This is a genomic window from Massilia sp. 05N420 (assembly GCF_056397205.1).
The window spans coordinates 17,560-35,140 of the sequence record NZ_JBFTMX010000051.1; the positions used below are offsets into that span (position 1 = coordinate 17,560).

General features: G+C 65.1%; 17 protein-coding genes, 1 rRNA gene and 1 pseudogene. 7 read left to right on the top strand and 12 right to left on the bottom strand.

Translation table 11 applies throughout. The annotated features are described in order from the left end of the window. Position 1: 1 nt before the first annotated feature. The 4 genes from ptsP to gshB are packed head-to-tail and all read right to left on the bottom strand — an operon-like array spanning position 2 to position 3,444. Positions 2 to 1,759 carry a phosphoenolpyruvate--protein phosphotransferase gene (gene ptsP, locus AC1DIX_RS24180; protein WP_477327968.1) on the bottom strand — a complete coding sequence of 586 codons (1,758 nt, stop codon included), beginning with the start codon at positions 1,757 to 1,759 and terminating at the stop codon, positions 2 to 4. A 41-nt stretch (positions 1,760 to 1,800) separates the two neighbouring features. Continuing rightward, complete coding sequence (locus tag AC1DIX_RS24185) at positions 1,801 to 2,070, bottom strand: HPr family phosphocarrier protein (protein WP_442124726.1); 270 nt, start codon at positions 2,068 to 2,070, stop codon at positions 1,801 to 1,803. Between the two features lie 20 nt (positions 2,071 to 2,090). Further along, positions 2,091 to 2,495: a PTS sugar transporter subunit IIA gene (locus AC1DIX_RS24190; RefSeq protein WP_442124727.1), complete on the bottom strand. Its 405-nt coding sequence runs from the start codon at positions 2,493 to 2,495 to the stop codon at positions 2,091 to 2,093. A 1-nt stretch (position 2,496) separates the two neighbouring features. Continuing rightward, positions 2,497 to 3,444, bottom strand: a complete 948-nt coding sequence (gene gshB / locus AC1DIX_RS24195) for a glutathione synthase (RefSeq protein WP_442124728.1) — start codon at positions 3,442 to 3,444, stop codon at positions 2,497 to 2,499. Between the two features lie 194 nt (positions 3,445 to 3,638). Between gshB and AC1DIX_RS24200 the strand changes: the two are divergent. Then, a pseudogene (locus AC1DIX_RS24200) lies at positions 3,639 to 4,151 on the top strand (class I SAM-dependent methyltransferase); the annotation flags it as partial. A 205-nt stretch (positions 4,152 to 4,356) separates the two neighbouring features. On the opposite strand, the gene gshA reads toward AC1DIX_RS24200, so the two are convergent. The 4 genes from gshA to AC1DIX_RS24220 all read right to left on the bottom strand — a co-directional run bounded on the left by gshA (position 4,357) and on the right by AC1DIX_RS24220 (position 8,456). Further along, entirely contained in the window at positions 4,357 to 5,658 is a 1,302-nt protein-coding gene (gshA, locus tag AC1DIX_RS24205; RefSeq protein ID WP_442124729.1) for a glutamate--cysteine ligase, read from the bottom strand. Between the two features lie 133 nt (positions 5,659 to 5,791). Next, complete coding sequence (locus AC1DIX_RS24210) at positions 5,792 to 7,342, bottom strand: ammonium transporter (protein ID WP_477327969.1); 1,551 nt, start codon at positions 7,340 to 7,342, stop codon at positions 5,792 to 5,794. Positions 7,343 to 7,352: 10 nt separating this feature from the next. Then, positions 7,353 to 7,691, bottom strand: coding sequence for a P-II family nitrogen regulator (locus AC1DIX_RS24215; RefSeq protein WP_442124731.1), 339 nt, complete (start codon positions 7,689 to 7,691; stop codon positions 7,353 to 7,355). A gap of 12 nt (positions 7,692 to 7,703) precedes the next feature. Further along, positions 7,704 to 8,456 carry a TorF family putative porin gene (locus tag AC1DIX_RS24220; protein WP_442124732.1) on the bottom strand — a complete coding sequence of 251 codons (753 nt, stop codon included), beginning with the start codon at positions 8,454 to 8,456 and terminating at the stop codon, positions 7,704 to 7,706. A gap of 273 nt (positions 8,457 to 8,729) precedes the next feature. Between AC1DIX_RS24220 and AC1DIX_RS24225 the strand changes: the two genes are divergently transcribed. Further along, entirely contained in the window at positions 8,730 to 8,990 is a 261-nt protein-coding gene (locus AC1DIX_RS24225) for an accessory factor UbiK family protein (protein WP_442124733.1), read from the top strand. 3 nt (positions 8,991 to 8,993) lie between these two features. Here AC1DIX_RS24225 and AC1DIX_RS24230 read toward each other — a convergent pair whose 3' ends face one another. Together AC1DIX_RS24230 and AC1DIX_RS24235 are read right to left on the bottom strand one after the other, a co-directional pair. Next, positions 8,994 to 9,290 carry a hypothetical protein gene (locus tag AC1DIX_RS24230; RefSeq protein WP_477327970.1) on the bottom strand — a complete coding sequence of 99 codons (297 nt, stop codon included), beginning with the start codon at positions 9,288 to 9,290 and terminating at the stop codon, positions 8,994 to 8,996. Positions 9,291 to 9,516: 226 nt separating this feature from the next. Further along, a complete protein-coding gene (locus AC1DIX_RS24235) occupies positions 9,517 to 10,542 on the bottom strand; it encodes a hypothetical protein (protein WP_477327971.1) in 1,026 nt (341 codons plus the stop codon). Between the two features lie 156 nt (positions 10,543 to 10,698). Between AC1DIX_RS24235 and AC1DIX_RS24240 the strand changes: the two genes are divergently transcribed. From AC1DIX_RS24240 to AC1DIX_RS24260, 5 genes are all read left to right on the top strand, one after another. Beyond that, on the top strand, positions 10,699 to 12,228 hold the full coding sequence (locus AC1DIX_RS24240; protein ID WP_477327972.1) for a YifB family Mg chelatase-like AAA ATPase: 1,530 nt from the start codon (positions 10,699 to 10,701) through the stop codon (positions 12,226 to 12,228). 72 nt (positions 12,229 to 12,300) lie between these two features. Beyond that, positions 12,301 to 12,825 (top strand): hypothetical protein, encoded by a 525-nt coding sequence (locus tag AC1DIX_RS24245; protein WP_477254256.1) that lies wholly within the window; start codon positions 12,301 to 12,303, stop codon positions 12,823 to 12,825. A 13-nt stretch (positions 12,826 to 12,838) separates the two neighbouring features. Continuing rightward, positions 12,839 to 13,573, top strand: a complete 735-nt coding sequence (locus tag AC1DIX_RS24250; protein WP_442124738.1) for an ABC transporter ATP-binding protein — start codon at positions 12,839 to 12,841, stop codon at positions 13,571 to 13,573. After that, on the top strand, positions 13,570 to 15,120 hold the full coding sequence (locus tag AC1DIX_RS24255) for a putative ABC transporter permease subunit (protein ID WP_477327973.1): 1,551 nt from the start codon (positions 13,570 to 13,572) through the stop codon (positions 15,118 to 15,120). The genes AC1DIX_RS24250 and AC1DIX_RS24255 overlap by 4 nt, the downstream gene beginning before the upstream one ends. Positions 15,121 to 15,199: 79 nt before the next feature. Next, positions 15,200 to 15,541: a DUF1840 domain-containing protein gene (locus AC1DIX_RS24260; RefSeq protein ID WP_442124740.1), complete on the top strand. Its 342-nt coding sequence runs from the start codon at positions 15,200 to 15,202 to the stop codon at positions 15,539 to 15,541. A gap of 24 nt (positions 15,542 to 15,565) precedes the next feature. Here AC1DIX_RS24260 and AC1DIX_RS24265 read toward each other — a convergent pair whose 3' ends face one another. Both AC1DIX_RS24265 and rrf read right to left on the bottom strand, forming a co-directional pair. Next, the gene (locus AC1DIX_RS24265) at positions 15,566 to 17,305 is read right to left on the bottom strand and encodes a sensor domain-containing diguanylate cyclase (RefSeq protein WP_477327974.1); all 1,740 of its coding nucleotides are present in this window, start codon (positions 17,303 to 17,305) and stop codon (positions 15,566 to 15,568) included. Positions 17,306 to 17,488: 183 nt separating this feature from the next. Continuing rightward, positions 17,489 to 17,581: ribosomal RNA gene (rrf, locus tag AC1DIX_RS24270) — 5S ribosomal RNA — on the bottom strand; the annotation flags it as partial.

Here is a 17,581-nt window from a genome sequence, read left to right on the forward strand (position 1 = left end):
GTTACAGGGTTTGCAGCTGCTCGACGGCCTCGGCGATCGCCGCCGGTTCCATCGCGCGCAGGATGCGGCGGGTGCGTGGGCCCAGCAGGGCCAGGTCGCTGGACAGGATTTCCTGCTTGACCGCCAGCAGCTGGGCCGGATGCATGGAGAATTCGCGCAGGCCCATGCCGAGCAGCAGGCGGGTGAGCTTGGTGTCGCCCGCCATCTCACCGCATACGGCAACGTCGATGCCCGCCTTGCGGCCGGCCTCGATGGTCATCGCGATCAGGTGCAGCACCGCCGGGTGGAGCGGATTGTACAGGTGCGCCACTTCATAGTCGACGCGGTCGATCGCCAGCGTGTACTGGATCAGGTCGTTGGTGCCGATCGACAGGAAATCCATGCGCTTGACGAACATCGGCAGCGCCAGCGCGGCGGCCGGGATCTCGATCATGGCGCCGACCTCGATGCCGTCGTCGAACTTGACGTTCTGTTCGCGCAGCTGCTGCTTGGCCTGCTCGATCATGCTGAGCGACTGGTCGATCTCGAAGGCATGCGCCAGCATCGGGATCAGGATCCGCACTTTACCGAAGCTTGATGCGCGCAGGATCGCGCGCAGCTGGGTCAGGAACAGCTGCGGCTCGGCCAGGCAGTAGCGGATCGCGCGCAGACCCAGGGCCGGATTCAGCGCGGTGTGCTCGCTCGGGTCGAGCGGCTTGTCGGCACCGACGTCCAGGGTGCGGATCGTGACCGGGCGGCCCTTCATCGCCAGCACCGCCTGGCGGTACTGCTCGAACTGCTCGTCCTCGTCCGGGACCCGCAGGCCGTGGGCGCCGCGTCCCATGAACAGGAATTCGGAGCGGAACAGGCCGACCCCGGCCGCGCCCGCGTCCAGCGCCGGCGCGCAGTCTTCCGGCAGCTCGATGTTGGCCAGCAGCGTGACCGGGGTGCCGTCCTTGGTGATCGCCGGCGTCTTCTTCAGCTTCAGCAGGCGCTTGCGGGCCTTCAGCAGCGCGGCCTGGCGCGCGCGGTACTGCTCCATCACCAGCGCGCTCGGATTGCAGATCACGACGCCGGCGTCGCCGTCGACGATCACCCAGTCGTCCTGCTCGACCAGGCGCGAAGCCTGGCTCATGCCGACCGCCGCCGGGATGTCGAGGCTGCGCGCGACGATCGCGGTGTGCGAGTTCTGGCCGCCGACGTCGGTGACGAAGCCGACGAAGGAACGGTCGCGGAAGGCCAGCATGTCGGCCGGCGAGATATCGTGGGCGACCACGATCATCTGCGGCTGGAACTCGTCCTCGCCGGCCGGCTTGGCCGGCGGCACGTCCAGCGCGGTGCCCATCAGGACCTTCAGCACCCGCTCGGCGACCTGCTGGATGTCCTGCTTGCGTTCGCGGAGGTATTCGTCCTCGATCTCGTCGAACTGCGCCGACAGCTCGTCGATCTGGGTCACCAGCGCCCATTCGGCGTTGTAGTGGCGGGTGCGGATGATGTCGAGCGGGGCTTCGGAGATCATCGGATCCGACAGGATCAGCACGTGGACGTCGATGAAGGCGCCCAGTTCGGTCGGGGCGTCCTTCGGCAGCTCGGTCCACAGGTCCTGCAGGTTGCGGTGCACCTCGGCGATCGCGTCCCGCAGGCGCTTGACCTCGGCCTCGACCTGCTCTTCCGGCACCAGGTAGTGCTTGACGTCCAGCGCCGCCGGCGTGAGCAGGTGCGCGCGTCCGATCGAGATCCCGCGCGAAACCGGTATGCCATGCAGTGTGAACGATGCCATCGATATTCCTGGAGGGAAGCGGCCGCCTCGGGTATCCGGCATTACTCGCCTTCGCCGAACTTGTCGTTGATCAGTGCCGTCAGGGCGGCGATGCAATCCTGTTCGTCCGGGCCGTCGGCTTCCAGCGTCACCTTGGCGCCCTTGCCGGCGGCCAGCATCATCACGCCCATGATGGACTTGGCGTTGATGCGGCGCGCGTTACGGGTGAGCCAGACGTCGCTCTTGTACTTCGCGGCCAGTTGGGTGAATTTGGCGGAGGCGCGGGCATGCAGGCCCAGTTTGTTGATGATCTCGAGTTCCTGTTGAATCATGTTCTCGTTTTAGTAAGAATTCAGCTACCTACGCGGATCCGGTTGTCGACCCTGACCGCGCCGTTCTGGGCGCCCGCCAGCGCCATCTCGACAACGACGTCGAGCGTGTCGCGGCGATAAGTGATGGCGCGCAGCAGCATCGGCAGGCTGATGCCGGCGATGACTTCGACGCGGCCCGCCTCGGCCAGCGCATTGCAGCAATTGGACGGCGTGCCGCCCTTGATATCGGTGATGACCAGCACGCCGTCGCCCTCGTCCAGGCGACAGATGGCTTCGTGCGCGAGGCGGTTGACCTCTTTCGTATCCTGGTCCGCGGTCACGTCGATCGCCTCGAAGCGTTCGGTCGGGCCGCGGAATACGTGCGCGACCGCCGCGATGAATGCCTGTCCCAGCGGAGCGTGGGTCATCAGCAGAATGCCTACCATGTCATTTCCTGTCAGCTGCCCGCTCGACGGCATCGATGAACATCGCCGCCACGTCGAAGCCGGTCTGGTCGTGGATCTCCTGGAAACAGGTGGGGCTGGTGACATTCACCTCGGTCAGGAAATCGCCGATCACATCCAATCCTACCAGCAACAGGCCACGCTCGGCCAGTGTGGGGCCGAGGGCTTCCGCGATCTCGCGCTCGCGCGCCGAGATCGGCTGGGCCACGCCGACGCCGCCGGCGGCCAGGTTGCCGCGCACTTCGCCGCCCTGCGGGATGCGCGCCAGCACGAACGGCACCGGTTTGCCGTCGATGACCAGCACCCGCTTGTCGCCCTTGACGATGGCCGGGATGTACTTCTGGGCCATGATGGTGCGGGCGCCGTTCTCGGTCAGGGTCTCGATGATGGAACCGAGGTTCAGGGCATCAATCTTGACGCGGAAGATGCCGGCGCCGCCCATGCCGTCGAGCGGCTTGAAGATCACGTCGCCGTGCTCGGCGTGGAAGGCGCGCAGGCGGGTGCCCGAGGACGACACCAGGGTCGGCGAGGTGAACTCGCTGAACTGGGCGATGGTCAGCTTCTCGTTGTGGTCGCGGATCGCCGAGGGCTTGTTGAACACGCGCGCGCCCTGGCGTTCGGCCAGTTCCAGCAGATAGGTGCCGTACACGTATTCCATGTCGAAGGGCGGATCCTTGCGCTGGATGACGGCGTCGAACTCGGACAGGCGCACGGTATCCGCCTGGCCCGCTTCGTACCACTCGTCGGGGTCGCCGGTCAGGGTGATCTCGACCACGTCGGCCGTCACCACGCCCTGCTCCAGCACCATGTGGCGCTGCTCGAAGGCGTAGATCTGGTGGCCGCGGCGCGCCGCCTCCCGCATCATCGCAAAGGTCGAGTCCTTGTAAATCTTGAATCCGGACAGCGGGTCGGCGAGAAAAGCGATTTTCATGTTGGTTCCAGTCGGGACAATGCATCGATTTTAGCCGGAAACGCGGATTCTCGCGGAAAGGCGGCCCGCGGCGCCGGCCTTGCCCGCCGGACCACTTCCCATTGGCAAAGAAGCATTTATTCGGTACGCATTTGCGGGCTCTCAAGCGTGCGCGCAGATGGCTTGCGGATGATGGGCGGCCAGGGGGTTAAACGATGAGCAACCAGGCCGAGCAGGAGCGCATCAACCAGGTCTATCGCCAGTGGCAGGACAGCGCCGCGCCGGCGAGCCATGACTGGCACCGGCCGGACGTCGTGAGCGAGGCGGCGGCGCGCTCGCGCGTGCTGGCGCGGCTGCTGGCATCTACGGTGGGGAAGGATCTGTCGGCGCTGCGCGTGCTCGACGTCGGCTGCGGCAACGGCGGCTTCCTGCGCCAGCTGATCGAATGGGGCGCCTCGCCCGCCCACCTGACCGGCACCGGACTGCAGCAGGAGCGCCTCGAGCACGCCCGCCTGCACACGGCGCCCGGGGTGCGCTGGCACCTGGGGCGGCTGGACGCCTTTCCGGACAACAGCGTCGACCTGGTCAGCGCCGATGCGGTGTTCTCGGCCATCCCCGACGAAGACCAGCGGCGCGAACTGGCCGCCGAGATGTGGCGGGTCCTGAAACCGGGCGGCTGGACGATGATCCTCGACGTCCGCTATGGCAGCCCGCGCAACCCGGGCGTGCGCAAGGTCAGCGATGTCGAACTGCTGCGCTTCTGGCCAACCGACGAGAGGCTGTACCGCACCTTGATCCTGGCGTCGCCGCTGAACCGGATGATGCCGCGCCTGCCCTGGCTGGTGCCGGAACTGCTGGGCGCAATGCTGCCGCTATTGCGCTCGCACTTCGTCTACATGGCGAAGAAGGACGTCCCGGAGGTCCGGAAACGGATCAATAAATCTCCGGATCCGGATCGGTTCGTTCCAGCTCCAGCGACGCCGCCAGCAACGCCAGGCGCGCCACCACGCCGTACACGTAGAAGCGGTTCGGGGCCGCCGTGCCCGGCTTGGCCTTGAGATCCGGCACCGCATGCTGCTGGGAGAACGCCAGCGGCACGAACTGCGAGCCCGGTGCGTTCAGGTTCTGGTCGATGCCGCGTTCGGCGTGGATGCGATAGAAGCCGCCCACCACGTAGCGGTCGATCATGTACACGACCGGCTCGGCCACCGCGTCGTTGATCGACTCGAAGGTCGGCACGCCTTCCTGGATCAGCACGTCGGTGACGGTGACGCCGTCCTTGATGACCGACATCTTGTTGCGCTGCTTGCGGTTCAGGTCCTTCACCTCGGAGGCATCCTTGACGGTCATGATGCCCATGCCGTAGGTGCCGGCGTCCGGCTTGACGATGACGAAGGGCTTCTGGTCCTTCATCCCGTATTCCTTGTACTTCTTCTTGATCTTCGACAGCAGGGCCGAGACGTTATCGGCCAGGCATTCCATGCCCACGTCTTCCTGGAAGTTCACCTCGCCGCACTTGCTGTGCAGCGGGTTCACCAGCCAGGGGTCGATGTCGATCAGCTTGCCGAACTTCTTGGCCACTTCGTCGAAAGCCTTGAAGTGGTTGCTCTTGCGGCGCACCGCCCAGCCGGCGTGCAGCGGCGGCAGCAGCGATTGCTCGTGGATGTTTTCGAGGATGCTCGGGATGCCGCTTGATAAGTCGTTGTTCAGCAGGATGGTGCAGGGATCGAAATCGGCCAGGCCGACGCGGCGGCCGTTGGGCGAGCGCACCAGGGGCTCGACCACCAGCATGTTCCCGTCGGGCAGCGCCAGCGGGGTCGGCTGGGTCACTTCCGGCGACAGCGAACCGAGGCGCACGTGCAGGCCGGTCTGGCGGAAGATCTGCATCAGGCGCTGCACATTCTGCAGGTAGAAGGGGTTGCGGGTATGGCTTTCCGGGATCAGGAGCAGGTTGCGCGCGTCCGGACAATACTTGTCGATCGCGGCCATGGCGGCCTGCACCGTCAGCGGCAGCATCTCGGTCGACAGGTTGTTGAAGCCGCCCGGGAACAGGTTGGTATCCACCGGCGCCAGCTTGTAGCCCGCGTTGCGCAGGTCCACCGAGCAATAGAACGGCGGCGTGTGCTCCTGCCACTCGAGGCGGAACCAGCGCTCGATGGCGGGGGTGGCTTCGAGAATCTTCTTTTCCAGGTCCAGCAGGGGACCGTTGAGGGCTGTGGCAAGGTGGGGAACCATGGTGACGTCCTTGGGGCTTCTTAGCGATGTGGGAAATGCGACATGGGGGCTCGCGCCCCCTTTTTAAAGACCAATTATCCCATCGGAAATAAAAAAGCGCCCCGCAGGGCGCTTTTAGCGACACGGGGCCTGATCAGGAATGATAAGCCGATTCGCCGTGGCTGGTAATATCCAGGCCCTCGCGTTCCTGCTCTTCCGGCACCCGCAGGCCGATCACGATGTCGACCAGCTTGTAGGCGATCAGGGAGACCACCGCCGACCACAGGATGGTGGTGCCGACCGCCTCGAGCTGCACCAGCACCTGGCCGGCGATCGAGTACGGGTCGGCCGACATCTTGTTGGTGGTGTAGTCGAAGATGCCCTGCCCGCCCAGCTGCGGCGCGGCGAACACGCCGGTCAGCAGCGCGCCCAGGATGCCGCCCACGCCGTGCACGCCGAACACGTCGAGCGAGTCGTCGGCGCCGATCATGCGCTTCAGGCCGTTCACGCCCCACAGGCAGACCACGCCCGCCACCAGGCCGATGACCAGCGCGCCCATCGGACCGACGAAGCCGCAGGCCGGAGTGATGGCGACCAGGCCGGCCACCGCGCCCGAGGCGCCGCCCAGCATCGACGGCTTGCCCTTGGTGAACCATTCGCCGAGCACCCAGGAGACGGTGGCCGCGGCGGTCGCCAGCAGGGTGTTGATGAAGGCCAGCGCGGCGACGTCGCCCGCTTCCAGCGCCGAGCCGGCGTTGAAGCCGAACCAGCCCACCCACAGCAGGGACGCGCCGACCATGGTCATGGTCAGCGAGTGCGGCGCCATGTGCTCGCGGCCGTAGYCGATGCGCTTGCCGATCATGATGGCGCCGACCAGGCCGGCGACGGCAGCATTGATGTGCACCACGGTGCCGCCGGCGAAGTCGAGGGCGCCCTTCTGCCACAGCCAGCCGCCCTTCGCGGTTTCAGCCGCCAGCGAAGCACTGGTGATGGCGTCCGGACCGGTCCAGAACCAGACCATGTGGGCCACCGGCAGGTAGCCGAAGGTGAACCACAGCGCCACGAAGGCCAGCACGGCCGCGAAGCGCGCGCGCTCGGCGAAGGCGCCGACGATCAGGCCGCAGGTGATGGCGGCAAAGGTGCCCTGGAAGGCGACATAGATGAACTCGGGGATCACCACGCCCTTGCTGAAGGTGGCGGCGGTCGAGAAGCTCGCCTTGGCCGGATCCCAGATGCCTTTCAGGAATACGCGGTCGAGGCCGCCGATGAAGGCATTGTTCTCGGTGAAGGCCAGCGAGTAGCCGTACAGGCACCACAGCACGATGATGACGGAAAAGATCATGAAGACCTGCATCAGCACGGACAGCATGTTCTTCGAGCGCACCAGGCCGCCGTAGAACAGGGCCAGGCCCGGAATCGTCATCATGATCACCAGCAGGGTGGCGACGAACATCCAGGCGGTGTCGCCCTTCTGCGGCGTGGGTGCGGCGGCTGGAGCGGCCGGGCTTGCCGGCGCGGCCGCCGCTGCTGCCGCGGCGGGAGCGGCCGGGGCCGCAGGAGCGGCTGCGCCGGCATCGGCGGCTGCGGTGGCGGCCGGCGCCGACGCGGCCGGTGCAGCGGCATCCTGGGCCAGGACCGGCAGTGCAGCGCCGAGCGCCATGGCGACAGTGAAGCCTGCGATCAGTTTGGTGAGTGTGCGGATCATCAGATTCCCCTTACAGCGCATCGTTGCCGGTCTCGCCGGTACGGATACGGATTACCTGCTCCAGATCGGAGACGAAAATTTTGCCGTCACCGATCTTGCCGGTGCGTGCCGCGCTTTGGATGGTGTCGATCACCTGGTCGACGATGGCGTCGTCGACCGCCGCCTCGATCTTGGTCTTCGGCAGGAAGTCGACCACGTACTCGGCGCCGCGGTAGAGTTCGGTATGGCCCTTCTGGCGGCCGAAGCCTTTCACTTCGGTCACCGTAATACCCTGGACATTGATCTCGGAAAGGGCCTCGCGGACCTCATCGAGCTTGAAGGGTTTGATGATGGCGGTGATCATTTTCATGCGATTGCCTCTTCAGAAAGTTTTTGAAACAGACAGCAGGGCCGCGGACTTCCCGAGGTTTTCTCCGGACGGGCTCAGGTAGCCGCTGGTATTGGCCTTGACGTAAGCCAGCGCCACCGAGCAGACCCCGAGGTCCTTGGTCACGCCGACCTTGTAGTCGGTATAGGACACCGCGCCGTTGTGGCGGACTTCCTGGTGGCCCGCGTGCAGGTTCAGCACGAAGCCGCCACCGACGTCGACGTTCGCGCCGATGTCGAGGTAGCCGCTGCCGCGGCTGTCGGCGGTGCCGAACAGGTTGGTCAGCGAATGCGAGTACTTGACGTAGGCCGGCCCGTAGCCCAGCTGGCCGTAGAGCTCGAAGGTGTTGGCGTTCGGATGCAGGCCGTTATTCGGATAGAAGTAGTACAGGCCGCCGACGTCGTAGGTGATGTCGGCGCTGAGATTGCCGCGCTTGCCGCCATAGATATCCCACTCGACGTTGCCGCTGCCGCCCAGGTCCTTGGTCCATTTGATGGACGAGAGCCAGGTGCCGACGTAGAGGCCGGTCGGGTTATGGACATAGTCGGCGCCGCCCTGCACCGCCGGATCCAGGCGGCTCTGGGACAGGCCGCGGTAACGGTAATCGCTCGTCACCGCCGCGTTGAAGCTGACCTCGTGCTCGGGCTTCTGCTCCTGCTCCTGTGCCCCGGCCAGCCCGGTACCCAGGCTCCACAAACCCGCCGCGACCATCGCGATGTGCTGCCACTTGCTGCTTCGACGCTTCATACGACACTCCCTGGTAAATGAACTTTGGACCTGATGGGTTTACAATCCGTACTTCGCTTTCCTGTTTTTCTATGTTGTATGTTTGCTTTAGCAGGATGCGTGCCACCCCGGAATGGAGCGGCAGACCTTGTATTCGCAGGCCTCTGCCCCTATTTTTGATATGCCAAAAACATAAATGACGCCGCAAGGGCGTGCGCCACGCAGGTGCACGCACTAAATCAGCGAGGCGCGCACAAAATGAGTGCGCACCACTCGGCTTCACCAAGGACAGAAATGGATATGAATAACTTCTTTAATGATCTGCAGGGCAAGATCAACCAGGCGATCGAGAATTCGCCGGCCAAGGACATCGAACGCAACGTCAAGGCCATGATGACCCAGGGCTTTTCGAAGCTGGACCTGGTGACGCGCGAAGAATTCGACATCCAGGCCCAGGTGCTGGCCAAGACCCGCGCCAAGCTCGACGCACTGGAACTGCGCGTGGCGGAACTGGAAGCGAAGCTGGCGTCGGTGACGTCGGAACAGAAGGTCTGAGGTTTAACGCAGCACGAGGCGGCGCGTGAGCCGCCACAGCCCGAACAGGGCGGCACCGCCCAAACTCACGCCGATGACGATGCCCAGCATGACGCCGACCGGATTGCCCAGCCGGGCATCGTCGGCCACGAAGATCAGGATGGCGGCCAGCGCCAGCTGCGCCAGCCAGACGACGCGCAGCGGCCGCAATGCCGCCACATCCCCCCGCCGCCTGAACCGGAGCGCCACATAGAGCACCGGCCCGCACAGCAGGCAGAACAGCAGCGCCAGGATGGCGAAGGTCAGAAGTAGTTTAGGCATCGCAAGACTATACGCGATGCCACGGATCTGGCCGTCAAATAGATATCGGCCGAGTAAGACGACGGGCTAGAAACGAATAATGGGAAACTAAGTCCTCCTGAACATCATTATTGGAATCGACGGATGAAGCCTTTTTCCGTGCATCAATAACTTTACGCTTGCAGGGGGCGTGATTTGGTGCCAGAGGCGTTCGACGCTTTCATCCATCCAAAGCGTCGATTGCGGTCTAAGTTGACACCTCGTTGGCTCCAGCCTCCTTCGTTTTGCCACGAACGATGTCCAAGTGACGTAAATCATCGACTATGAGATTTACCGAATTGCCCTTCGGACTAGCCTCTAACCTTCCGAGAGCAAAAACCGTGAAGTAGGCAACCGTTGTGTCGGATAGGATCTCTTTAAAGTACTTGCGGAAACGGTAAGCCTCCATTTTTGCCGGGCTCACATACAAAAAAACGAATTTCTTATCGACCCGGTCATAGAACTTCAGCTTGAACCCGGCTCCGTACCACTCGGCAAACGTAGCGCCGCCAAAGATTACACGATTCGTAGTGTCATAGTTTGCTCTGCTGATACGGCAAAAATATTGGTGAAGAGGCATTACTCCTTCATTGGTAACGCGCAGCTCCAATTGGGAAAACTCTTCCGGGCTCAAGGTTTCCTTGGCCTCACGATATGTTTCAACCAACCGGCTCAGCTGATTTGTTTTTGTGCGCCCTCCCAATAGCCCTGGCTGCCCCTGGCCGTTGCGATTACGTCCGTTACCATCTCCGACTTCCGGGCCATCATCCCCAGCAGGACCTTGCACATGTGGACGAACGAGGCCATCCCCTTCATCAAGCGATGGGTCGAAGTCTGTAACCAGGTCTTTGAGCTTAAGTCGCAGTTTTCGCTGCTTTGTCTCGGCTTCTGTTTCACCGCGTAAGCGGCCGGCTTCGTCCAAATCCGACTCCCACATGCAATCTGGGCTGTGCTCGTCCCAGTTGCGATAGTGCGCAGTCACATACTTCGGTGATTCATTTGCGGCCGTACGATAGTTCACCCCTGATATACGTACTTTTTGGCTTCCGCAGTGGGGGTCATCGCAAAAAAAGTGATAACACTCGGGGCGAGGGTCCTCCGAAAGAAAGTGACGACGCGCAGTATCGATGTTGACGGATTCCTTCAGCTCTTCGCAATAAGCGAAGAGGATTCGATTTCTAGTCATTGCGAGCAATCCGGATGCAGAAAACCCAAGCATAACAAGTTGCCACATGGAAATCCAATCACTATCCCATGTCACCCTTCAACTTGGCTTTCACTTGGGCTAGTGGCTCAAACTCGTTAAGAGAGCGCACGTTTGAGCGCACTCAACAGTCGCATTGCCCTCGGCCGCACCATCTGCAAATCTTCAACCTTCCCGTAGACCGCCATGAGTCTCGCAGTACTGCGCAGCCGCGCCCTGGCCGGCATGGACGCGCCCGCCGTCAGCGTCGAAGTGCACCTGGCCAACGGTCTGCCCGGCCTGGCCATCGTCGGCCTGCCGGATGCCGAGGTGCGCGAATCGAAGGACCGGGTCCGCGCCGCGCTGCAGAATTCCGGCTTCGAGCTGCCGAACCGCCGTATCACCATCAACCTGGCCCCGGCCGATTTGCCGAAGGAATCGGGGCGCTTCGACCTGCCGATCGCGCTGGGCATTCTGGCGGCCTCGGAACAGATTCCCAGCGAGGGCCTGGACCGCTACGAGTTCGCCGGCGAGCTCTCGCTGTCCGGAGAATTGCGCCCGATCCGCGGCGCGCTGGCGATGACCTTCGCCATGCATCGCAGCCCTGGCGGCGCCAGGCGCGCCTTCGTGCTGCCGCATGCGAACGCCGACGAGGCGGCGCTGGTCACCGATGCCGCCATCTATCCGGCGCGCAGCCTGCTCGAGGTCTGTGCGCACTTTGCTGCGCAGGCTGCGAATGGAGCCAATGAGGCCAGCCTGGCCCGCCACCGGCCGCCGCAAGCCCTGACGCCGCCGCGCTATCCCGACTTTGCGGACGTGAAAGGCCAGCAGCACGTCAAGCGYGCCCTCGAGGTCGCGGCGGCGGGCCTGCATTCGGTACTGATGGTCGGCCCGCCCGGCGCCGGCAAAAGCATGCTGGCCTCGCGCTTTCCCGGCCTGCTGCCGGCCTTGAGCGACGAGGAAGCGCTGGAGTCGGCGGCGATCCAGTCGCTGGCCGGACGTTTTTCGATCGAGCGCTGGCGCCGCCGGCCCTTCCGCAGTCCGCACCACACCAGCTCGGGCATGGCCCTGGTAGGCGGCGGCGGGGTGCCGCGCCCGGGCGAGATCTCGCTGGCCCATCATGGCGTACTCTTTCTGGACGAGCTTCCCGAATTCAGCCGCCACGTGCTGGAAGTGCTGCGCGAACCGCTGGAATCCGGCCACATCACGATCTCGCGCGCGGCCCGCCAGGCCGACTTTCCCGCCAGCTTCCAGCTGATCGCGGCCATGAATCCCTGCCCCTGCGGCTGGCTCGGCCACCCGTCCGGCAAATGCCGCTGCAGTCATGACGCGGTGCTGCGCTACCAGGACAAGATCTCGGGTCCCCTGCTCGACCGCATCGACCTGCAGGTGCCGGTGTCGGCGATGGCGCCGGAATCGATGGCGGCCCAGGCCGACGGCGAGGCGAGCAGCCACATCGCCGAACGGGTGGCGCGCGCCCACGCTGTTCAAGTGGCGCGCCAGGGCAAGGCCAACCAGCGTTTGTCGACCCGCGAGATCGACCGCCATTGCGAACTCGACGATGCCGCCGAGCAGTTGCTGCGTAATGCGATGCGCCACCTGCACTGGTCGGCGCGGGCCTATCACCGGGTTTTGAAGGTGGCGAGGACGATTGCCGACCTGGCGGAGGCTTCCCAGGTGCAGTCCGAACACGTGGCCGAGGCGATCCAGTACCGCAGGGGCCTGCTCGACGCCTGAGCGGCGCTGACGAGATTAAATTATTGCAACATTCTGCTGGCCGACGACGCGGGGCGCTGATACCATCGCCCCATGAAAATCCGTCTCCCCTTGCCGGTTATTTCCGTCCTGCTGGCCAGCGCCCTGCTCGGCGCCTGCAGCCCCAAGTACAACTGGCGCGACTACGCCAGCCAGGATGCGCCCTACCGGGTCATGTTCCCGGCCAAGCCGGCCAGTGTCACCCGCACCGTCGACCTCGACGGCATGCAGGTCAGCATGACGATGACGGCTGCCGAAGTCGACGGCGCAACCTTCGCGGTCGGCTCGGCCGAGGCACCGGACGAGGAGCATGCGCGCGCCGCGGTGCCGGCCATGGTGCGGGCCCTGACGCGCAATATCGGCGCCGTCGGCGAACGGGCCGCCGCGCATGCCGAATCCGGCGGCAGATCGGTCAGCGACATCGACGTCGCCGGCAGCAGCAACGGCCAGCCGGTGCGCCTGGTCGGCCATTTCGAGGCGCGCGGCAAGCGCTTCTACCAGGTCATCGTGCTCGGCAAGACGAACGCCATGCCGTCCGAGCAGGTCGAGCAGTTCCTCACTTCCTTCACCCTCCGTTGATACGTCCGCTACCATGAACAGCGATACCCCAGCACTGCAGCTGCGCTCCCTGCGCAAGGCTTTCGGCCGCCCGGCCGTCGACGGCATCGACCTGAGCGTCCGCCGCGGCGAACTCTATGCCCTGCTCGGCCCCAACGGCGCCGGCAAGACCACCACCCTGCGCATGGTGACCGGCCTGCTGGCGCCGGACGCCGGCCAGATCGAGGTGCTCGGCATCGATCTCGCGGCCAACCCGGCCGCGGCCAAGCAGAAGATGGCCTACCTCCCCGATGACCCGATGTTGTACGGAAAGCTGAAGCCCACCGAATACCTCGAATTCGTGGCCGGCCTGTGGGGCATCACGCCCGAGGATGCCGAGCCGCGCGCCCGCCGCCTGCTCGACTGGCTGGACCTGACCAAGCACGCGCACGAACTGACCGAGGGTTTTTCGCGCGGGATGAAGCAGAAGCTGGCGCTGGCCGGGGCTTTGATTCACGAACCCCAGCTGCTGATCCTGGACGAGCCGCTGACCGGCCTGGACGCGGCCGCCGCGCGCCAGGTGAAGGACTTGCTGGTCTCCCACGTCAACCAGGGCGGCACCGTGATCCTGACCACCCACATCCTCGAGGTGGCCGAACGCCTGGCGCAACGCATCGGTATCATCCGCGAGGGCCGCCTGATCGCCGAAGGCACGCTGGCCGAGTTGCGCGAGCGTACCCTGGGCGGCAGCCTGGAAGACGTGTTCCTGCAGCTGACGGAGCAGGCGTGAGCGCGCCGCCGGGATCGAGCCGCTGGCTGCTGCGCCATGAGCTGCGCATGGCCTGGTATGGCGCCGCCGTGAATGCGGGCGGCAAGCGGCGCATGAGCTGGGTCAGCATCGCGGTGTGGGTGCTGGCCTGGACGCTGCTGCACGTGGGCGCCTTTGCCGTCCTCCGCAAGCTCGGGCCGGACGGCGTCATGGATCCGCGCATGGCGATCCTGGCGACCTTGGCGCTGGCGGCGATCGGCACCTTCATGCTCTCGAGTTCACTCAAGGCCAGCGTGCTGGCGCTGTTCGAGCGCGGCGACCTCGACCTGCTGCTGTCTTCACCCCTGCCCTCGCGCAGCATCTTCACGGTGCGCCTGCTGGGCGTGGTCCTGGCTTGCGCCGCCCTCTATCTGTTCCTGCTCGGGCCACTCGTCCACGTCGGCGTGGCGCTCGGCCAGTTCCGCTGGATCGGCGTATATGTGGCGATTGCGACCACGTCGACCTTGATGGCCTGCCTCGGCATGCTGCTCACGCTGGCGCTGGTACGCCTGCTCGGCGCGCGCCGCACGCGGGTGCTGGCGCAGGTGCTCAGTGCGGTGGCGGGCGCGCTGCTGTTCCTGCTGTCGCAGTCGTTTTCGCTGGTGTCGCAGACGGCCGGCGGAGGTGCGGCCCAGCGCACGCTGCAGCACCTCGCGGAGTCCCCATGGCTGGCACCCGGCAGCCCGCTGTGGCTACCTGGCCGTGCCGTGCTCGGCGAGCCACTGCCGATGCTGGGCATGGCCGTGCTCGGCATCGCCGCCTTCATGCTGACGGTCGACCGCACCCACCGCTTCTTCGTGCATGGCGTGCAGGAGGCGGCCAGTACGGCACGTGCGATCGCCAGGCCGCAGGGGGCCTTGCGGATGCGCTTCCGGCGCAGCCTGTTCGATACCGTGGTGGTCAAGGAGTGGCGCCTGATCGCACGCGATCCGCACCTGATTTCGCAGGTCCTGCTGCAGCTGGTGTACCTGGTGCCGCTGCTGTTCCTCATCCTGCGCAAGAACGATTCGCCGGGTCCGGCGATCGGCGCCGGCCTGGCGCTGCTGTGCAGCTCACTCACCAGTTCCCTGGCCTGGATCATCGTCTCGGCCGAGGATGCGCCGGACCTGCTGCAATCCTCCCCCGCCGCCGCGCGCACGATCGGCCTGGCCAAGCTGGCCGCCGTGGTGATGCCGCCGCTGCTGCTGGTCGCCCTGCCCCTGCTGTGGCTGATGGCGCGTGCGCCGCTGGCCGCGGTGCTGATCGGCTTCGTCGTGGTGGGCGCAATCTTGAGTGCGGCCCTGATCGTGAAATGGCTGGGGCGCCCGGGACTGCGCAGCGATTTCAAAATGCGCGGCAAGGAGAACTTCCTGTGCTCGGTGTTCGAGATCGTCAACACGCTTTGCTGGGGTGGGCTCAGCTGGCTGCTGGTATCGCTGGTGGCCGAGCAAGGCGTGGCGGCCGGGTCGACCGCCCTGTTCGCGGCCGGGGTGCTGGCGGCCGCGCTGCTGGCGCTGCTGCTGGCCTGGCTGCTGCGGCGCCGGGCATGAGTCCAAAGTGGCGCCGCGCACCGACATCGCGCGGCGAGTCGTGTTATCGTTTGGTTACTCATGAATGAACGAGAAAGCTATGCTAATCACCTTCAAATCCAAAGCCTATCCCAACGTCCTGATGATGCAGGAACATGCCATGCGCATCCTCGACCTGCTGCGCAAGGACCCGGAGCGCGGCGTCATCACGGCGGCCGAAGCCACCAAGGCTGTACAACTGCTCGAGCATGAAATCGAGGAGAGCCGCAAGCACCAGGTCACGGACGAAGTCGAGCAGGACGTCAAGGCCCATGCCGGCGATGGCGAAGATGCCGAACACGAACCGATCGAAATGGTCAGCTTCCCGACCCGCGCCTATCCGCTGCTGGAAATGCTGCGCGCGGCGCGCGACCAGGGCGCCGACGTCCTCTGGGGCGTCTGAGCCGTCTTCTTCTACAGCGAGGCGTCAGCGCGCCTCGGTGGACACGGCTTCCGCCGGCGCGACCGCGATCCGGCTCTTGCCCTTGCGCTTGGCCTCGTACATGGCCTGGTCGGCCCGGGCCAGCAGGCGCGCCGGATCCGGCGCCTGGTCCGGCATGTGCAGGGCCACCCCGATACTCGCCCCCACCTGCACGCTGCCGCCATTCAGGGCATAGGGCCGGGTGAGCTGGGCCAGCAGGATCTCCGCCTTGGCGGCGGCGTCCAGCTCGTCGCTCAACATCTCCAGGATCACCACGAACTCGTCGCCCGCAAGCCGCGCCGCCATATCGGTCTCGCGGATGCCGGCCAGGATGCGGCCGCCGAACCGGCGCAGCAGCTCGTCGCCCTCTTCGTGGCCGCGGGTATCGTTGACCAGCTTGAAGCCATCCATGTCGAGGAACAGGACCGCGCAGGGACGCCGCAGGCGGGCCGCACGCGCCATCGCTTCCGGCAGTGTCTGCATCAGGGCGCGCCGGTTCGGCAGGCCGGTCAGCAGGTCGCGCATCAGCAGGCCTTCCAGCTCGGCGGTGCGCGCGGCCACCGTTTCCTCCAGATGCGCGTTCATCTCCTCGAGCGCCGCGCGGTGGCGGCGTTCGTTGCGGATCAGGCCGCGCAAGGCCTTGGACAAGACTTGTGCTTCATGGAAGCCGCCGGCTGCGGGAATCGCTTCCGGCACCGCTTGCTCGGGCGCCTGGGCGATGTTTTCCATGGCGCCGCTCAGCGACTTCAGGGGCGCCACGATGCGCCGGGCCATCAGGGCCGCCAGTGCGGCCAGGACCCCGGCAAGAAGCAGGCTGAACCACATTGCACGGCGTTCGAAACGGTGGGCCGAGGCCATCGCCGCCTGCTCCGTCTGGCGCACCAGGACCGCCCAGTGCAGGGAAGCGCGCTCGCGGCTGCGTCCACTCTGGCTGTAACCCGTCACATAGGTATGGCCGTCCGGCCAGCGCTCCGTGATGGCGCCCGTCTTGCCCTGCTGGGCCAGCCTCAGGCTTTCCGTCGAAATGCACTTCTCGAGGATATCGTCGGGGCCGAGCAGGACCACGCCGTCGCTGCGCACGACGATGATCTCGGCGCCGATATCGCGCTGCGCCGGCGTCAGCAGCTCACGGGCAAGGCTGCGCGCCCAGGTCCAGCTCAGGTGGATGGCGAGCACGCCGCGAAGGGCGCCGTCGTCGTCGCGGATCGGCCCGGCGATGTCGACGAAACGCCAGGGATCGCTTGACCGCGGCAGCAGTTTGCCGAGCAGGGCGGCCGGATGATAATCGATGGCCGTCACCTCCTGCTCGCCGGTATGGAACCAGGGGCGCGAACTGACGTCGCGATTTTCCAGCAGTCCAGCGGTCGCGGCCAGCACCTTGCCGTCGGGCTGGGCGATGCCGATCCAGGCGTAATTGCTGAAATGGCGCTGCAGGTTCTCGAGAATCTCGCGCGCTGCGGCCGGATCGGCGGGATGGCGCAGTTGCGGCAGGGCCGACAGCAGGTAGACGTCGCGCACCGCCTGGTCCAGGGTGCGGTCGAGCGAGTCCCGCATCTGCCAGGACAGCTGCTGCAGGCGCAGTCTGGCCTGTTCGGAAGCGTGTTGGTTGGCGTAGTGATCGACGAGCAGCAGCTGGAGCAGCACCGTGATCGCGACTGTCAGGCAGGAGAAGGACACCAGCAATGCCGCAAGGCGGAAATATCTGGCCCGCCTGGGCCGCGGAATGGTGTCGCTGCTGTCAGTCATATTGAGTGTCGGATAACAAAAGAGCGCAATGCTACCGTACATACACCTGCTGACTCCAGCGAAAACTTTCCCTATATAAGAATTTGTTGCGGATTTTCCTATACAAGTTAGCTGCAGCTATGTAGAGCGCAGAAAAGCAAAAAGCCCGCTCAATCGAATTGAGCGGGCTTCTGCGAATAATTAGCCTGACGATAACCTACTTTCACACTGGTTGCAGCACTATCATCGGCGCAAAGTCGTTTCACGGTCCTGTTCGGGATGGGAAGGGGTGGTACC